Origin of the sequence: Lactobacillus sp. UMNPBX16 (assembly GCF_002553775.1) — a bacterium.
Taxonomy (GTDB): Bacteria; Bacillota; Bacilli; order Lactobacillales; family Lactobacillaceae; genus Lactobacillus; species Lactobacillus crispatus.
In genome coordinates this window covers 1-16,977 of record NZ_PCYU01000038.1, presented here as the reverse complement: position 1 = coordinate 16,977, position 16,977 = coordinate 1, and the positions used below count along the sequence as shown (strand labels likewise).

Sequence of the window (16,977 nt, the reverse complement as noted above, 5' to 3'; positions counted from 1 at the left end):
ACCACGAGATTTTCCAATTACTTATTTATTTTTACCAGTTCATGTAACGTTGACGTTCCCAATCTGAAACTGATTGTGAGTACTTAGACCATTCTAATTCCTTTGATTCAATGAAGCTGTGCATTAAGTGATCACCTAATGAGCTCTTAATTAAATCATCTTTCTTGAAGGCCTTAATTGCGTTGTGAAGAGTAGTTGGTAATGGCTTAATACCATGTTCTGCTCTTTCTTCTTCAGTCATTTCAAAGATGTTTTCTTCAACTGGCTTCATTGGCATCTTTTGTTCTTTAATACCATTCAAACCAGCAGTTAAACATGCAGCAAGTAACAAGTATGGGTTAGCAGTTGGATCAGCTGAACGCATTTCCAAACGAGTATTGATTTCACCAGCACTTGGAATACGTACAAGTGGTGAACGGTTCTTAGCAGCCCAAGCAATGTAAACTGGAGCTTCAAAACCTGGAATTAAACGCTTGTATGAGTTAACGGTTGGGTTACCAATTGCAGTAATGGCACGAGCATGTTCCAAAATACCATTCAAGAAGTAAAGAGCAGTATTTGAAAGGTGGAATTCGCCATCCTTGTCATAAAAGACGTTCTTGCCATTCTTAAATAATGACATGTTGTTGTGCATCCCGTTACCAGCTTGACCTTGAACAGGCTTAGCCATAAAGCTTGCAAACAAACCGTGCTTTCTAGCAATTGCACGCGTTACCATCTTAAAGGTTTGGCATCTGTCAGCAGTAGTCAAAGCATCATCGAATCTAAAGTCGATTTCTTGTTGACCATCACCTACTTCGTGGTGAGCTGCTTCAACTTCAAAGCCCATGCCCTCAAGAGTTTCAACGATTTCACGACGGCATCTTGCACCTTCATCGTCTGAAGTCATGTCAAAGTATGAAGCATGATCTGGAACTTCAGTAGTCCAATTGCCATCTTCGTCTAACTTGAAAAGATGGAATTCCATTTCAAAACCAATATCAAAAGTGTCGAATCCAGCTTCATTCATTTCACCAAGAACACGCTTCAAGTTATTTCTTGGATCACCAGCAAATGGCTTGCCATCAGTGGTGTGAACTGAACAAATCAAACGACCAATCTTACCACCGTGTTCGTCACCCCATGGCAATACTGTCCAAGTTGAGAAGTCTGGATATAAAACCATGTCACTTTCTTCAAGACGAACAAAGCCATCAATTGAAGAACCATCAAAGCGAATGTCATTAGTCAAAACTTTATCTAATTGACTCTTAGGTACTTCAACGGCCTTTTCAGTACCGTTAATATCAGTGAAGGCCAAGCGTAAAAATCTAACGTCCTTGTCTTCAACTTCTTGCTTAATTTCTTCTGCAGTATATTGTTTACTCATAGTTAATTCACCTATAAAAACAAAAAATATTAAATTGGTATGGTCCTATGATTTATTCTTATCTCCTAGAACTGTTTAATACAATAGCAGACCAATTTTAAAAAGTCAAATTGGTCTAGTGATTATTTTTAAATTTTATTTTTTGTTAAAAAAAGTATCACGAACCGCGTTAATAATAGCTACTTTGTCATGCGCATAAGTCAAGCCACCCTGCATATAAACCGCATAAGGTGGTCTAATTGGACCATCCGCTGAAAATTCAATAGTTGAACCCGAAACAAAATTACCAGCAGCCATAATAATCTTATCTTCGTAGCCCTCCATATGCACAGCTTCAGGCGTTACAAAGGAATCAATCGGTGAGTTTTTCTGTACTTCTTGCACAAATTTAACCATCTTATCAGGATCACCAAAAATAATTGTCTCAATAATATCGCTTCGCTTCTCATCCCAAGCTGGGGTAACATTCAAGCCCATTTTGGCAAACAAAGCAGCCGCAAAAATCATTCCCTTTTCAGCCATACCGGTAACATTAGGAGCCAAGAAAAAGCCTTCATAAAAGTCATGCAAATTGCCAATAGTGGCGCCCTCATCGGTGCAGCCTGGAGCAGTCAATGCAAGTTTTGCATTTTCAACCAGGTCCTTTTTACCAACAATATAACCACCGGTCTTAGCTAGACCACCACCAGCATTCTTAATCAGCGATCCTGCCATTAAGTCAGCACCATACTCAGTTGGCTCATGTTTTTCCGAAAATTCGCCATAACAATTGTCAATAAAGACAATACTCTTAGGGCTGACCCGTTTAACAAAGGCAATCATGTCCTTAATCTGATCAACTGTAAAGGTCTTTCTGGTGGAGTAGCCACGTGAACGTTGAATGGCAACGATCTTAGGCTGATCACGTTTAAGAACCTTTTCAGCCTCGTCATAATCAACTAACCCATCATCGGTTAACGGCACATATGAAAAATGCACGCCGCGCTCGACTAAAGTACCACGCTTATCATCAGTCAAGCCAATCACTTTTTGCAAAGTATCGTAAGGCTGTCCAGTTAAATAAGTTAGCGTATCGCCGTATTTCAAGTTACCTGCTAGAGCTACAAACAAGGTGTGCGTACCTGAAACAAATTGAGGCCGAACTACCGCATCTTCAGTTTGAAAAACTTGAGCATAGATCTTATCTAGCTTATCTCTTCCCATATCATCGTCGCCATAGCCATTAGCCCCATTCAAGTCAGCTTCAGCGACATCATTAGCTTGGTAAGCCGCCAAAACTTTAGCCGTATTATAAACAATTTGATCTTCAATCTCAGCCAGTTTAGGTGCGATCTGTTGATCAACTTCTTTAACAATTTTTTGTAATTTTTCTGGCAAATTATTCATTTTTCCATTCCTTGACTTTCTTCAATATCTTTTGTTCGCAACCCGGATCATCTAACGGATCAAACCAAACTACTGGTAATTTATTTCTAAAATAAGTCAATTGACGTTTAGCATAGCGGCGCGAAGCTGTCTTTAAATCTTCAATGCAATGCTCTAGCGTCTCTTGCCCTTCAAAATAAGGGAAAAATTCCTTATACGCAATTGCTTGCAAGACCTGATACTCTCGTGCTCGATTTTGATAAATAAATTTTGCTTCATCGAGCATCCCTTGCTCCATCATCTTATCAACACGCAAATTAATCCTGCGATATATCTCTTGACGGTCAGAATTCAAGCCAATAATCAAGTAATCATAACGCGGCTCGATCTGCTTTTGTTGCTCTGAAAACTTTTTGCCTGTACGCTCAATCACAGTCAATGCTCGCATAGTTCTGCGACTATTGGCTACTGGTATTTTTTCTGCCGCCTTAGGATCTTGCTCATTCAAGACCTGCCACAATTTTTCTGCGCCTTTTTCCTTGAGGTAGTTTTCCCACTTTTGCGAAACGCTACGCTCTTCTGGAGTTTTCTCGCCTAGCTGCATCTTATTCAATAAAGCATTAACATAAAAACCTGTCCCGCCTGCAATAATTGGTAACTTACCTTTTTGGCTAATCTCTTCAATCGCTTTTGTTGCTTGATCCACAAAATCTTTAACTGAATACTCGTCAAAAACGGATTGCGTATCAACTAAGTAGTGTTTCACTTGCGCCTGTTCCTCTGCAGTTGCCTTTGCAGTTCCCACTGCCACTTCTTGGTAAACCTGCATGGAATCGCCAGAAATAATCTCGCCGTTCAACCTTTTAGCTAAATCAATCGCCAAGTTTGTCTTACCGATAGCTGTTGGTCCTACAATCGCTAGTACCTTTTTCATCCCCATCACCTTTCTTAATTTTGATACAAAAAAAGAGCGCATTAGAGTTACCCCCCTCCAAATGCGTCTTCTTTTCATTTAATATTTTGACTTCTTAGTTCTACCATCCCAAGCTTCAAAGCCATCTTTAAGCCAATGGATAGAAACAAAACCCTTTTTCTTTAAAAAACGGGCAGCTCTCAAAGTAATGGTCTTTGAATCTGAGTAAAGATAAACTGGCAAGTCGCTTCTAAGCTCAGTATATTGATACTTAAGCATGGTATATGGCAAGTTGCGAGCGCCATCAATATGCTTGCGTTTAAACGGTTCTTTTTCACGCAGATCAATAATTTGTGCCTTACGCATGCCTTCTTTAAATTCTTCATTAGTCAATTCGCCACCGATTGATTTAGCTTGAATTTTATTCCAAGCCCAGATACCAACCATGACTAAAATAATGACTAATAAAACTAAATCTAAGACAATTAAAAAACTCGACATAAACTAAATCTGCCCTTTCATAAAAAACTTACATCTATTATGATACCGCTAAACTAATTTACTGGCTATCATTTTTCGGATCTTTGAGCGCCTTTTTTTGTTCATTTTTGACTTCAATTCGATGTTCTCGACTCAAAATCATCTTGGCAATCAAATAATCATGTTGGTCAATCAGACCGGCACGATTGATATTGTCGAGCTCTAAAGCCATTAATTCAATATCCCAAATTCTTTTGCCAACATGAACCAAAATTCCGTATTTTTCTAATAATTGTTGTACATCGTAGAGAGTTTTCATTAGAAATTAATTATCATTCCTGTTCTAACCGTCCAAACAACATATACGACTAACACTGCAGCAGCCAATACGCGCCACTTAGGATTGTAGGTCTTCATTACACGATCGCCCAAGATAATCGCTAATAAGAAGCCAGCAATTAAGCCACCAATATGACCCCAGATATCAATCTCAGGCACAAAAATATCAAGCGCTAAGTTAATCAAAGCTAAGACAAAGGCTTGTCGACCTAAAAAAGCAATCATTGGATTATGCAAATTGCGCAAGCCAATGGCAGTCATTGCCCCAAACAAACCAAATAAAGCTGTTGAGGCACCAGCACTTAAGCCGCGATCAGCACTGAAAGCCAAGCTCATTAGATTGCCGCCGACCCCAGCTAAAAGATAAGTCACTAAAAAGCGCACATGTCCCATTAAGGGCTCCATATACTGCCCCATGTAGTAAATAATAATGGCATTAGAAACCAAATGCATGATGCCAATATGCAAAAACTGGGCCATAAATAGGCGCCACCATTGGTGTCCAGCCACCACGGCAAAATTATTCATGGCTCCCATTTTCATCAAGACATTGGTATTCTCTGAGCCACCTAAAAACACTTCAACTAAAAAGACTATTAATAAAACTACTAAAATTCCTAAAGTCACAAATGATTGTGAGAGGTTAATTTTTCGTTGAGTATTCATTTAATCCCCCTTATCTTCGTCATTGTGACTATTTTAATAAATTTTATCAGGAGTAACAATTGTTTGAACCGGAATATCGGTTTTTTCGATAGGCCAAATGCTAGTATCGAACGTCATCTTGCTATTGGCTAAAGCAACAGTTTTAGGATCATGCTTAGCCAAAAAGCGATCATAATAACCTCCACCAAAGCCAAGTCGAATATGCGAATCTAAGGCAAAGGCTAAACCTGGCACAATGACTAAATCCAAATCATTATTGATTTTCGCATCTTCATCGGCGACTTCTTCCACACCGAATTTAGATTTTACCAATTTGCTCATATACGTATAGCGTAAAAAGCCTAAAGTATGATTTTGATCGCTTCGTGCCTTTGCCAGATAAACTTCTTTTCCTTTATCCCACAAACGAGCAATTAATTCAGAAGTATCTACTTCTAGTGGTAAAGAAGCAGTTACCCCAATCGTCTGACTTCTTCTAATTAGATCTGTCGACATTAATTTCTCTAATAAAATCGCATCTTCTGCTCTTTTTTCTTTAGTATTGGCAAATTCTTTTAATTTACTGATTTGTTCTTTTCTTAATTCTGATTTTTCCATCTTTTTGTCCAAAAAACAAAAAATAGCAGGCACGTAGCCTGCTATCTTGGTTTATTACTTAGTTTCACGGTGAAGTGTTGCGCGTCTTTCAACTGGGCAATACTTCTTTAAGGATAAACGTTCCGGATGCTTACGCTTGTTCTTCTTAGATAAGTAACTTCTATCGCCACATTCGGTGCATTCTAAAATGATGTTATCTGCCATTTTTTTCACCACCTACACTTTTATTCTGACTGTACTAGAATAGCATTTTTCAAGCTGTTTGACCAGTATTATTCTTTATTTTGTTGAATGAAGTTTGAAATAATCTTGTACCATTGCTTTGGCAACTTGCAATGTGTATGTTCCTTCACCATCAGGGTCTAATCCTGGGAAAACAACCGCCACTGCTAATTTTGGATTTTTCGATGGAGCATAGCCAATAAAGGTTGCGTTAATCAATTCGATATTGTGCTTTCTATTAGGGTGTTCAGCATCATAGTAGAAAGTTTGTGCAGTACCAGTCTTACCAGAAATTGATGGCTTAACATTCTTCAATGGGTGAGCAGTTCCCCAACCATTCGTACCGTGAACAACACGATAGAACCCTGTTTGAACTACATTAAGTTCCGCAAGCGTCCAAGGAATTACTTGTTGGACATTTGGCTTCTTATTGTAGCTAATGTAAATCTTCTTGCCATCTTTGCTAGTTTTACCAACTGATTGCACAATATAAGGTTGCAATCTCTTACCACCATTAGCAATAGTTGACACATATTGAGCTAATTGAATTGGTGTATAAGCATCATAGTTACCATAAGCTAGGTCAAGTACAGAACCGGAAAGAATATTACCCTTGTCATTAAATGACTTACCTTCAATTCCTGACACTTCACCAGGTAGGTCAACGCCTGTCTTTTGACCTAAGCCAAACATAGCAAAATTACGCCGTAAAATGTCAAAGGCATCGTTTGGCATACGAATGTAGCTCTTCGGTACATAACTAGCCTTAACCCATTTCATTGCTAAGTGCATCATGTAAATATTACTGGAGACTTCCAGCGCTGTTTCAGCATCCAATGAACTGAAAGTACCAACTGGATAAACTGACTTTTTAACTGGTGAACCTGGCAAATAAATTGCCGTATCAGGCAAAGTATTGTTTTCGGGAGTAATAACCTTATTAATTAATCCACCACCAACAGTAGCCCCCTTAACAACTGATCCCATAACAAAGGATTGGTTAATTACACCTAAAGCATTATCAGTCGTTTTACCAGTGTTCGTGTTTCGATTAATCCCGGCTACAGCTAGCAAAGCACCAGTCTGAGGATTCATCGCCACGGCATAGGCACCATTAGAGTATCTTGCTGCACCGTTACCAACAGCTGTACTGTAAACCCGTTTCAAAGTAGCCTGTACTTGCTTTTGATACTTAGCGTCAATCGTTAACATTAAGCTGGCACCGGCTTGACCATTATAAACAGTCTTAGTCTGCTGGATATTACCATTCGATTTAGTAATAACCTGGTTAGTCGACTTAGTTCCCTTCAAAAGTGGTTCATATTCTTTTTCAAGATATGAAGTACCTACCCGGTCGTTACGTGAGTAACCATTTCTTAAGTAGTACTGCAAGCTATCACTTGGTAAACCAGATTTTTCAGTTGAAACCGAACCAATGATACTTTGAATAGATGAACCATTTGGATAGGATCTTTGCCAGTCAGTTCCGATACCCACACCAGGAAGCTCTGATAAGTGCTCACCTACTTGGGCAATTTCACGATCGGTTAAGCCTTTATTCTTGATATAAATCGTGGATAAAGTATAAGCCCCTGAAATCTTATTAAAGATTAAAGCCGCTGTTTTTTGCCGAGTGGTTAGTTTAGGATTCATTTTTTCAACATAAGCCAATTCCGCTTGATAGATTTCAGCTGAAGTCTTCTTATTGCCATCAGCATCAATCTTGGCTGACTTCGGCAAAGCATTAGATATCTTAGTATTATTATCTTCATTAGCTAAATAATAATCTGCTGCCATTTGCTTTGTCGGCTTTTCATCGCTAATCTTGATATAATTACTCAAGGCATTAGATATCTTGTAAATATCTGCTGTTGTAGTCGAGGCACTCTTAGTATAAGTAATAGCATTGGTTGCTTTATTACCTACTAAAACGCGGCCTTTGGAGTCATACATGACACCACGTGGCACTTGATGCAAAACAACAGTTGAATCAGTTTTTTGCACTTCTGCCTTGAAACGTGAACCATAAACTAGTTGCAAATAAGCCAATTGCCCAATTAACATGGCAAAGAGGACTAAAATTACCCCTAGAATGATTCGCATTCTAATTGGAGTTGAGGAATGCTTGTTTGAGCCAGTCCCACTATTTTTTCTAAAATAATTCACGTAAATCACCTTTATTAAAACTAGATGTATTTTAACAAAAAGTAAACATCAATTCTACAATTCATAAGGGAGCTTATATAATTTTTAATGATGCTTAAATTTCTTAACTCACGACACATTGCAATTAATCGTAAAAATATTTTTTTCTGGCTTAGTTTTTTGCTACCGGCTTTGATTTTCTTGAGTTACTTTTTCTACAGCAAAAATGGAGTGCTCACTGTCGACTTAGGTCAACAATATGTTGATTTTCTTGCCTTCTTCAGGCGAAATTTGTTCTCCCATCCCTTGCGCTTAATCTATTCCTTTTCTAATGGTTTAGGCGGTTCAATGCTAGCAACTGACGCCTATTATCTCTGCAGTCCTTTCAATCTACTCTTATTTTTATTTCCGCAACATTTTTTGCCACAAGCAATTTTAATTATTATCGCATTAAAAATTGGAGCGGCAGGACTATCTTCCTACTACTATTGGAAGCAAAAAATCACTAATCACTTTTACGCTTTAGCGGCTAGTTCGGCTTATGCCCTTTCAGGCTACGTTATTGGCAATCACTATAATCTGATGTGGCTTGATTCTGTGATTTTGCTTCCTTTATTGATTAATGCCATCGACCGCTTGCTGGCCCAACGAAAAAATAAGTTAATTTTAATTACCTTTTTGCTTTGGTTCACTAATTTTTATACCGGATTTATGGCATTAGCCTTTGGTTTGCTTTATCTGTTAAGCAAAATTTTCTTCATCAATAAGCAGGAGCGCCTACGCCTTAACTGGATTTATTTAAGAAAAAGTATCGCTGGTTCATTTTTAGATGCCTTTATGCTCTTCCCCGTTCTGGTTGAAATGTTGCAAGGCAAGGCTAGTTCTACTGCCTCCTGGAATTTGGGCTGGCAGTTTTCTCCAGTTGAACAGCTGACTAAGTTAGCCGAAGGGGCCTATAACTTTCATGAAATGCAGGAAGGGATGCCCAACATTTACCTGACAATGCCTTTCTTGTTGCTGACAATTTTATATTTTTTAAGCAAAAAGATTAACTGGCAGCGTAAATTAGCAAACGGAATTTTACTCATTTTCTTAATTGCTTCTCTTTTTTGGACACCACTGGTTTTACTCTGGCATTTAGGCCAATTCCCTGTCTGGTATCCTGGTCGTTTCAGCTTTGTGTTGATCTTTTTTGCGCTAAATCTAGGCGTTATTGCATTAGAACAAAAAGAACGTATAGCTTACTGGCAGACCGGACTTCTGACTCTATTTTCTTTAGGTTTAATTGTTTATATAGTATTTAATGCCTCACATTTTGACTTTCTAACTGAAGATGCGCAGATTGCCACGGGAGCTTTTCTAGCCCTCGGAATCTTGTTTATTGGCTTTATTTATCATCAACACAGTTTTGCCGCGCCATTTTTCTATTTAGTTATCGAGCTTGAGTTAATCGTCAACCTAGTACTATCTCTAGGCAATTTAGCTTATCAAAAAAATAGCGATTATCAGAACTTTACCACTAATGTCAGCCAAGCAGTACAATACGCAAATCAACATGATTCTAGATTTTACCGAACTGAAAAGACTTTCTATCGTTCTGATGATGATCCTTTTAGCGCTGGTTATTACGGTTTAAGTAATTTTAATTCGATTTCTGATCAAAAAGTACTCAACCTGATCAGCAACCTGGGATTTCTAAACAATAGTAATTCCTACACTAATTTTGGCGGAACTACTTTGACAGATGATTTACTTGGAATCAAATATTATCTTTTGCCCAATGATGAAATCACAACGCTCAAGTCTGGTAAGCAAATGAAGTATGACAATTCCAACCACCGCGTTGACGCCAGCGATTATCATTTGCAAAAGCGCTTTGCCCAACTATATCTAGTGAAAAATAATGCCGCTTTGCCCCTACTCTTTTTAACATCACAAAAAACGCAAAAAATCAATTTTAACTCTTTAGATATTACTGGCAATCAAACTAAATTCCTTCAAGCAGTTACAGGGTCAAAAGTGCAGCCGTTTAAGCAGATCAATTGGCCTAAAGCAAAATTAATTAATGTAACTAGTATGAAAAACGATCAACTACAATATAATCGTAAAAACAATAAGCAAATCGCACGCATCATTTTCAATTTCAAACCACAGACTGATGATTCTTACTACATTGAAATGCCTGGTGAGATCGATGATAATGCCATTTCAATGACAGTTAATGGTGCTAATATTAATCTGGCAGTACGTGATCAAAATGCCCGTCTCATTAATCTAGGTAGCCACCAGCGTGGTCAACGGTTGCAAGTTACTTTTGAACTAAAAAAAGATAAACTAGACCTTAGTGGCATTCACTTCTGGCGCTTAAACACACAAAAGCTCGAGCAGATTATACATCGTTTTAAGCAAAAACAACCAAACTTTAAACAAACATCTGCTTTGATCATCAAATCTAATCATTTCACAACGAAGAAGATGATGACATTGGCGTCAACTATTCCTAATAACATTAACTGGTTAGTTTTAGATAATGGCAAAATAATTAACAAGAATAAAACCTTGTTCATGAATGCTTTTTTAAACTTCAAGTTGAATCCAGGAAAACATCAAATTACATTAATTTATGTACCATGGGTTCTTCTACTGGGGATGTTGGTTAGCTTAATTAGTTTAACAATTTTATTAATTTGCAAGAAAAAAGCCGCTGTTAGCGCTAACAGCAAAACTTTTACTAGACCTACTGTATAAAAATATAATACAATGTATACGTTATCATTCGGATAAATTAATATAGAAAGAAGATTTACAACATGGCTCTTAAATACCAAATTGGTGTTGATGCAGGTGGTACTCACTCAACTGCAATCGCATATGACGAAACTGGCAAGGAAATCGGTCGTGCAGAAGGCGGCCCAGGCCAAATTAACGCTGACTACGAAGGCGGAATTAAGAATATCTCTGACACTATCAACGAATTGATCGACAAGGTTGATGGTGACTGCATGCGCGTTCTTGTTGGTATTGCCGGTCTTTCAGTTGTCGGTAATGCTCCAGAAGTTGCCGCAACTATTTCATCAAGAATTAACAACTTACCTACTCGTGCTATTACTGATTCACTTTTAGCACTTTACGCTGGTCTTGAAGGTGATGACGGTGCCTTAGTAATTGCCGGTACTGGCTCAGTTTACAACGGTTTACAAAACGGCCACTTAATCGCAGTTGGTGGCTACGGCAACATCTTAGGTGATGAAGGCTCAGGTTACGCAATTGCTCGTTCAGCAATGCAATCTGCTCTTCTTAGCTGGGACAAGCGTGAAGACAACGCTTTGATTCAAATGTTTACTAAATTATTTGGCGTTGAACACATGGATGAATGTAACGCTAAATTCTACAAGATGTCTAACCCAGAAGTTGCAGGAATGGCTGTTCACGTTGCACAACTTGCTGATGAAGGCAGCGATGATGCAATCAAAGTTATTAAGAAACAAGCTCATCTGTTAGCCCGTGACATCATCATCGGTCTTGACCGTTACGAAGATCCTAAGCCAATGAAGATTGCTTTAACCGGTTCAGTTTTAGCTAACAACGAAATGCTTAGAGGATTGGTAGAAGATGAAGTTAAGAACAAGTACCCTGACGCTATCTTCTCAATCTCCAACGGTGAAAACGCTCGTGCCGTATTGTTCGACAAGAGTAAGGACTACCGTTACTTCACTAACCACGAAGACCGCTAAATTATCTTTTCTGAATAGTTACAAAAAGCTCGAAGTTACTACAATTTGTAGAAGCTTCGAGCTTTGTTTATGTTTAAATTTCTGCTGGTGTATTACGATTAAAGATATAAATGTCACTTTTAGTTTTTTCCCCTAGTATTCATAATAAGACTACCTATAATCTTTTAAAATTCTTTTAAAAGCAAACGCTAAAAATTGATATTTTGTATTTATAGTATATAGTACTATATAGATAAAGTAATACATTTTGTGAATAGAGGTTGTACTATGGCTCAAATTAGTGTAAAAATCGATGATAAATTAAAAAAAGAAGCTCAAGATATTCTTGCTTCATATGGGGTTGATATATCAACAGGAATTAGAATGTATTTCAAAGCTATTGTTAGAAGTAATGGCATTCCTTTAGAACTAAGACCCATGACAGAACTAGATGAAGCGAACTATGAAGCTGATAATCACATTTATCATGGAAGTTATAGCTCTTTTGAAGAATACAAAAAGGCCATGCGGAAATAATCATGCAAGTTAATCCTACCAAGCGCTACTACCGCGCTTACAAGAGATATGAAAGAAAACATTATCCAATGGATTATGTTGATGATTGTGTTGAAGCAATATTAACCAATGACAAAGAATTTCTAGCCAAACATAAAGATCACCCTGTAGGAAAAAATCGCGAAATGCACGTTAATCGTCAATATAATGACGATTGGCTATTGTACTACCGGATTGATAAAGAAACACATGAACTAATCCTAGTTTTGGTTGCATTAGGAACACATGATGAACTAGATCGATTTGCCAATATGTAATAGCATGCGTTGTATTGAATAAAAACAGATTAATGCAGAGCTCGAAGTTACTACAATTTGTAGAAGTTTCGAGCTTTATTTTGTTCCAATCACGCTAATGATGTTAATAATAATTTTTGCAACTGTAACTTAGCTGCATCTTGGTTAGCCTGTTCTGGTTGCTCATGATTCAATTGACAATTCTCAAGATAATCATCAATACCCGCTTTGAAATCTTTCTTCAACTCTGCCAGAGAATTTCCTTCATAAGAAATAAAAGTATTTTCTAGACCTAAGACTTCGCCAAATAAAGTATCATTTTCAACTTCGATAAGTACCTTGGTAACCTTTATAAGTTAGTAGGCTCATAGTCTTATACCTGCCATTCTTAATCCATTCTTCAACGTTCTTAATTGATATTGTTTAAGCATATTTCGAGGATGTGATTTGTGTAATTAAAGATTATTCACCTCTCTTATATATTCCATCACTGTACAAAATTTGGAATTCAAAATTTAGGCTTGTCTCCCATCATTTATTACGCAAAAAATGTCTAAATTTTTTGAAAAAAGTTAATTTTTCAAATCAAAACAAAAGAATCATTACATGAACTACATTTTTGATAGCGAATACAATATTTTTCGCTTCAAATACATAGAATTTCTTTCCTTTTTAAAAAAATTCTTTAAAGAGGCTGTTTCCCCTTGTAAATACGCGGATTACTGTTAAAATAAGTAATCGTAGTTTATATTAAAAGAGGTATTTTTCATGGAAACTATTTCTAAGAAACAATTAGTAGATCAAATCGCTGCAAAGACTGATGCTACTAAGACAGACATTAACACTATTTTGGACGCTTACATCGACGTCGTTAAGAGCAATGTTGCTGAAGGTAACAAGGTTCAATTGGTTGGCTTCGGTGCCTTCGAACTTCGTCACCGTGCTGCTCGTAAGGGTCGTAACCCACAAACTGGTAAGGAAATTGAAATTGCTGCATCAAACGTTCCAGCATTCAAGCCAGGTAAGAGCTTCAAGGATGAAGTTAACAAGTAATAATTTATTATTACAAAAAAGACCGCGAGTTTTCTCGTGGTCTTTTATTTTGCCTCAGAACCTGCCATTAACAAGACTTTTCCCTGCTCAGTTTCGATCATCTCGCAATCTATGCCAAAGTTTTGCCTAATCGCCTGCGCCGTAATTACCTCTTCTGGCCTGCCCTGCTTTTGAATCATGCCTTGGTTGAGCAAAATTACCTGATTACTATATTGCAAAGCCTGATTCAAATCGTGCAAAATCATGCAAATCGTCAAATTCTGCTTTCGATTCAATTTTTTCACTAAATCCAAAAAGCGATACTGAAAATGCAAATCCAAGTATGTTGTTGGTTCATCTAGAAAAAGATATTCTGGCTCTTGCGCCAGTGCTGTAGCAAGCCACACACGCTGCTGCTGACCGCCAGATAATTGCGCTATAAACTTATCTGCCAAATCAGCAATCTCTAGCTCCTGCATAATCTGTTGAAGGCGAGCAGATCCATTTTCTTCATCCCCCATCAAGGAATGATACGGCAGACGCCCCATTTTAACCAGTTCCTTGACAGTTATCTGATCATACAATTGATTCTGCTGGTGGACAATTGCTACCTTTTTGGCAAAATCCTTCGCAGCTAGCTGCCAGATATCTTGCCCATCTAGCGTAATTGTCCCCGCAGACGGCCTTATTGCCCGTGTAAGCAAGCGAAACAAGGTTGACTTGCCAGATCCATTAGGACCAATTAAAGTCGTAATCTGGTTCTCCTGCAGGCTCAGAGAGAATTGATTAAATAATTGTTTTGACCCATATGAAAAATCAATCTGCGACGCTTTAAGCATTTTTCTGCCTCTTCCATAAAATTAAAATCATAACTGGACCACCAACAATAGCCAAAATAATATTAGCCGCAATCTCGTTTGGCGCTGTAATCACCCGGCCGATGGTGTCAACGAACAATAAAAACCAAGCTCCAGCAAAAATCGAAAATGGAATGATTTTTTGATAATCATATCCAAAAAGCAAACGAGCAACCTGTGGCACAATAATTCCGATAAAGGCTAAAACACCAATGCAAGCCGTTGTTGTTGCGGCCAAAACCACTGCAATTAGCATCAAGACTAAACGCAGGGTTTTAGCAGAAACACCTAAAGACGTCAGCTCTTCATCATTGATCTTTAAGTAATTAGCCCAATTCATAAAACAAATCGCGCAAATCAGCCCTATTATGCCAATAACCAATAAATACATTGTTGATCCCCAACTACTTGTGGCCAGGCTGCTGCCACTATTTTGATTATTAGTGAAAACTTCCTGCATCCCCGTGAACACCGCATTCAATGCCACTCCGATGATAATTAACTGATAAGGCGTCATCTTTTTTTGGAATAATAAAAGAAGCCCAAACGCTAGCAGTCCGCCAATAATCGCGAAAATAATTTTACCAAAGAAAATTTCTGGCAAAATAATAACCGCTAGCAATTGACATAAACTGGCTGCACTAGAGATCCCCATAATTCCAGGTTCTGCAATCGGATTGCGCAAAGTTGCCTGAAAAAAGGCACCACTAACAGAGAGGCTAGCTCCTGCTACTAGTGCCGAAATAATCCGCGGGACACGGATATTAAACAAAATATTCAATTGGCTGTTAGTCATCTTTTGCATTGAAAAATTGCTTGCTCCGTGAGTTAATGCAAAGAAAATCGTACTGATTAACAAAACTGCTAAAATCAAGTTTATCCAAATTACCTTTTTCTTCATTTTGATCACTTTCCAGGGTACAACCAGTTGCTTAATTTATTCAATGCTTGAGAAACATTCATGTTAGCTGAAGCATTAAAGTCTGGTTGCTGTAGGTCATAAACTCTGCCTGTCTTTACGGCTTTCATCGTCTTCCAAACAGAATTTTTCTTAAACTCTTGCTTAAATTGTGGCAAAGTTACATTTGGTAAAGCATGTTCTAATCGCAAAATGACATCTGGATTTTTAGTAGCTAGCGAGTCATTACTTGGTGACAAATAAATCTGACTATCAGAGTGATAGACATTTTCCCCACCAGTTATTCTGACCAAATCACCTAAATATGATCGATTAGTTAGAATCATGTAATTAGCGCCAGGCAAGCCCATCAAGATCAATACTCTAGGCTTACGACCGTGAACACGTGCTTTAGCCTTTTTAACGGCTTTTTTGATTAAGCCAATCTGATAATCAGCCTGTCTCTGCCGGTAATACTGCTTGCCTAATGAACTCAGTGTAGCTTCAAGGTCAGCTACTGAATCCAGCTTCAGATATGTAACTTTAACGCCTTGTTCTTTAAATGATTGATCATACTGATCTTTTAAAGTTGAGACTGCATAGACACGAGTGGGATTCAAAGAAGCAATCTTTTCAACACTTGGCTTCATTGGACTCCCAATCTTGGGCACCTTTTGATAGCGTGCTGGTAACTTAGCCTGCGTCTTTGGAACCCCTGCTAAATTAACGTTCAATTTATCAAAAATTTCAGTAATCGCTGCACTTGTGGCAACAATCTTTTCATTATTGGCAACTTTTTGATCAATCAATCGTTTAGCACCAATTGCCACTCCGATGATTGCTACTAAAAATATAATTAAACCAATAATTAATCCTTTACGTTTTTTCATTTACTTTTTCTTTCCTTGGCATTTACGACAATCAAAACAGCAACGCCAATTAAAATTAACGAACTAAGCACTCCAGCCAAAATAACATAATAAAAATTTCGCTGCCTTTGTTGATTAGCACGTTGATTGCGTGCATTCTGTGCTATTTGCCTGTTAGCTATTGCCGCTTGCTTCTTTTGTGCCAATTGCTCCTTAGGCTTAACACTCTTGTTTTTCACCTGTGGCGCGCTACGTTTTATCGCACTTTCTGCATGACTTGCTCGCTCTTTTTTATTTGTTAACTTAGGCAATTGCGTAGTGTCAAAGGCAAATGTAATATTGTGTGTTGCTTGGTAAACATGTGGCACATCTATTTTAATTTGACTAGAAATATCACGTTTTAAATTATTAGTGCGAAAACTATAGCGATAATCATAGTCACTGCCATGCCGCGTTTTTACTACGTTTAGCGGTGCTTGTCCATTAATCGTTAACACCCGAACCGGATAGGGACTTAGATCTTTCTTAGTGCGAATTGTCATCGTTACCAGGTACTGATTGTCGTCTACCACAACCTGAGCAGGACGCGCATAGTAGCCATCAGCCATCGAGGTCTGATGCGTGCCATACTTGTAAGTACGATAACTCACGCTTTGTGCACTAACAGTCACACCAAAAATGGCGGATTGTAAAATCAAAT

The 16,977-nt window shown here is 38.0% G+C and carries 19 protein-coding genes; 5 read left to right on the top strand and 14 right to left on the bottom strand.

Annotated features, from left to right (window positions below; genetic code table 11):
* Window positions 1-31: 31 nt before the first annotated feature.
* The 9 genes from glnA to CP367_RS08560 all read right to left on the bottom strand — a co-directional run bounded on the left by glnA (window position 32) and on the right by CP367_RS08560 (window position 8,117).
* Window positions 32-1,369: a type I glutamate--ammonia ligase gene (glnA, locus tag CP367_RS08600; protein WP_005719812.1), complete on the bottom strand. Its 1,338-nt coding sequence runs from the start codon at window positions 1,367-1,369 to the stop codon at window positions 32-34.
* A 135-nt stretch (window positions 1,370-1,504) separates the two neighbouring features.
* Window positions 1,505-2,755 carry an aminotransferase class V-fold PLP-dependent enzyme gene (locus tag CP367_RS08595; RefSeq protein WP_060462017.1) on the bottom strand — a complete coding sequence of 417 codons (1,251 nt, stop codon included), beginning with the start codon at window positions 2,753-2,755 and terminating at the stop codon, window positions 1,505-1,507.
* A complete protein-coding gene (gene miaA, locus CP367_RS08590) occupies window positions 2,748-3,668 on the bottom strand; it encodes a tRNA (adenosine(37)-N6)-dimethylallyltransferase MiaA (RefSeq protein WP_013086631.1) in 921 nt (306 codons plus the stop codon). Before miaA ends, CP367_RS08595 begins: the two co-directional genes overlap by 8 nt.
* Window positions 3,669-3,746: 78 nt before the next feature.
* The gene (locus CP367_RS08585) at window positions 3,747-4,148 is read right to left on the bottom strand and encodes a rhodanese-like domain-containing protein (RefSeq protein ID WP_005719815.1); all 402 of its coding nucleotides are present in this window, start codon (window positions 4,146-4,148) and stop codon (window positions 3,747-3,749) included.
* A 58-nt stretch (window positions 4,149-4,206) separates the two neighbouring features.
* Complete coding sequence (locus tag CP367_RS08580) at window positions 4,207-4,446, bottom strand: YqgQ family protein (protein WP_005719816.1); 240 nt, start codon at window positions 4,444-4,446, stop codon at window positions 4,207-4,209.
* Window positions 4,446-5,132, bottom strand: a complete 687-nt coding sequence (locus tag CP367_RS08575) for a rhomboid family intramembrane serine protease (RefSeq protein WP_089146182.1) — start codon at window positions 5,130-5,132, stop codon at window positions 4,446-4,448. The genes CP367_RS08580 and CP367_RS08575 overlap by 1 nt, the downstream gene beginning before the upstream one ends.
* A gap of 33 nt (window positions 5,133-5,165) precedes the next feature.
* The gene (locus CP367_RS08570; RefSeq protein ID WP_089146197.1) at window positions 5,166-5,729 is read right to left on the bottom strand and encodes a 5-formyltetrahydrofolate cyclo-ligase; all 564 of its coding nucleotides are present in this window, start codon (window positions 5,727-5,729) and stop codon (window positions 5,166-5,168) included.
* 54 nt (window positions 5,730-5,783) lie between these two features.
* Window positions 5,784-5,933: a 50S ribosomal protein L33 gene (rpmG, locus tag CP367_RS08565; protein ID WP_003548272.1), complete on the bottom strand. Its 150-nt coding sequence runs from the start codon at window positions 5,931-5,933 to the stop codon at window positions 5,784-5,786.
* Between the two features lie 75 nt (window positions 5,934-6,008).
* Window positions 6,009-8,117 carry a penicillin-binding protein 2 gene (locus CP367_RS08560; RefSeq protein ID WP_089146181.1) on the bottom strand — a complete coding sequence of 703 codons (2,109 nt, stop codon included), beginning with the start codon at window positions 8,115-8,117 and terminating at the stop codon, window positions 6,009-6,011.
* 90 nt (window positions 8,118-8,207) lie between these two features.
* Here CP367_RS08560 and CP367_RS08555 point away from each other — a divergent pair, with 90 nt between their 5' ends.
* The 4 genes from CP367_RS08555 (at window position 8,208) to CP367_RS08540 (ending at window position 12,642) form a co-directional block, all read left to right on the top strand.
* Window positions 8,208-10,844, top strand: a complete 2,637-nt coding sequence (locus CP367_RS08555) for a YfhO family protein (protein WP_180707095.1) — start codon at window positions 8,208-8,210, stop codon at window positions 10,842-10,844.
* A gap of 62 nt (window positions 10,845-10,906) precedes the next feature.
* A complete protein-coding gene (locus CP367_RS08550) occupies window positions 10,907-11,830 on the top strand; it encodes an N-acetylglucosamine kinase (RefSeq protein WP_005719826.1) in 924 nt (307 codons plus the stop codon).
* Between the two features lie 267 nt (window positions 11,831-12,097).
* Window positions 12,098-12,346, top strand: a complete 249-nt coding sequence (locus CP367_RS08545) for a type II toxin-antitoxin system RelB/DinJ family antitoxin (protein ID WP_005719828.1) — start codon at window positions 12,098-12,100, stop codon at window positions 12,344-12,346.
* A gap of 2 nt (window positions 12,347-12,348) precedes the next feature.
* Entirely contained in the window at window positions 12,349-12,642 is a 294-nt protein-coding gene (locus tag CP367_RS08540) for a type II toxin-antitoxin system YafQ family toxin (RefSeq protein ID WP_013086638.1), read from the top strand.
* An 89-nt stretch (window positions 12,643-12,731) separates the two neighbouring features.
* Here the strand turns inward: CP367_RS08540 and CP367_RS11140 are convergent, their stop codons facing one another.
* Window positions 12,732-12,866 carry a hypothetical protein gene (locus tag CP367_RS11140; protein ID WP_005719831.1) on the bottom strand — a complete coding sequence of 45 codons (135 nt, stop codon included), beginning with the start codon at window positions 12,864-12,866 and terminating at the stop codon, window positions 12,732-12,734.
* Window positions 12,867-13,389: 523 nt separating this feature from the next.
* Between CP367_RS11140 and CP367_RS08535 the strand changes: the two genes are divergently transcribed.
* Entirely contained in the window at window positions 13,390-13,674 is a 285-nt protein-coding gene (locus CP367_RS08535) for an HU family DNA-binding protein (RefSeq protein WP_005719832.1), read from the top strand.
* A gap of 44 nt (window positions 13,675-13,718) precedes the next feature.
* Here CP367_RS08535 and CP367_RS08530 read toward each other — a convergent pair whose 3' ends face one another.
* The 4 genes from CP367_RS08530 to CP367_RS08515 are packed head-to-tail and all read right to left on the bottom strand — an operon-like array spanning window position 13,719 to window position 16,975.
* Window positions 13,719-14,492 (bottom strand): ABC transporter ATP-binding protein, encoded by a 774-nt coding sequence (locus CP367_RS08530; RefSeq protein WP_089146179.1) that lies wholly within the window; start codon window positions 14,490-14,492, stop codon window positions 13,719-13,721.
* A complete protein-coding gene (locus CP367_RS08525) occupies window positions 14,485-15,411 on the bottom strand; it encodes an iron ABC transporter permease (RefSeq protein ID WP_089146178.1) in 927 nt (308 codons plus the stop codon). The genes CP367_RS08530 and CP367_RS08525 overlap by 8 nt, the downstream gene beginning before the upstream one ends.
* A gap of 5 nt (window positions 15,412-15,416) precedes the next feature.
* Window positions 15,417-16,298, bottom strand: a complete 882-nt coding sequence (isdE, locus tag CP367_RS08520) for a heme ABC transporter substrate-binding protein IsdE (protein ID WP_065989602.1) — start codon at window positions 16,296-16,298, stop codon at window positions 15,417-15,419.
* A complete protein-coding gene (locus tag CP367_RS08515) occupies window positions 16,295-16,975 on the bottom strand; it encodes an NEAT domain-containing protein (protein ID WP_089150841.1) in 681 nt (226 codons plus the stop codon). The genes isdE and CP367_RS08515 overlap by 4 nt, the downstream gene beginning before the upstream one ends.
* Window positions 16,976-16,977 lie beyond the last annotated feature (2 nt).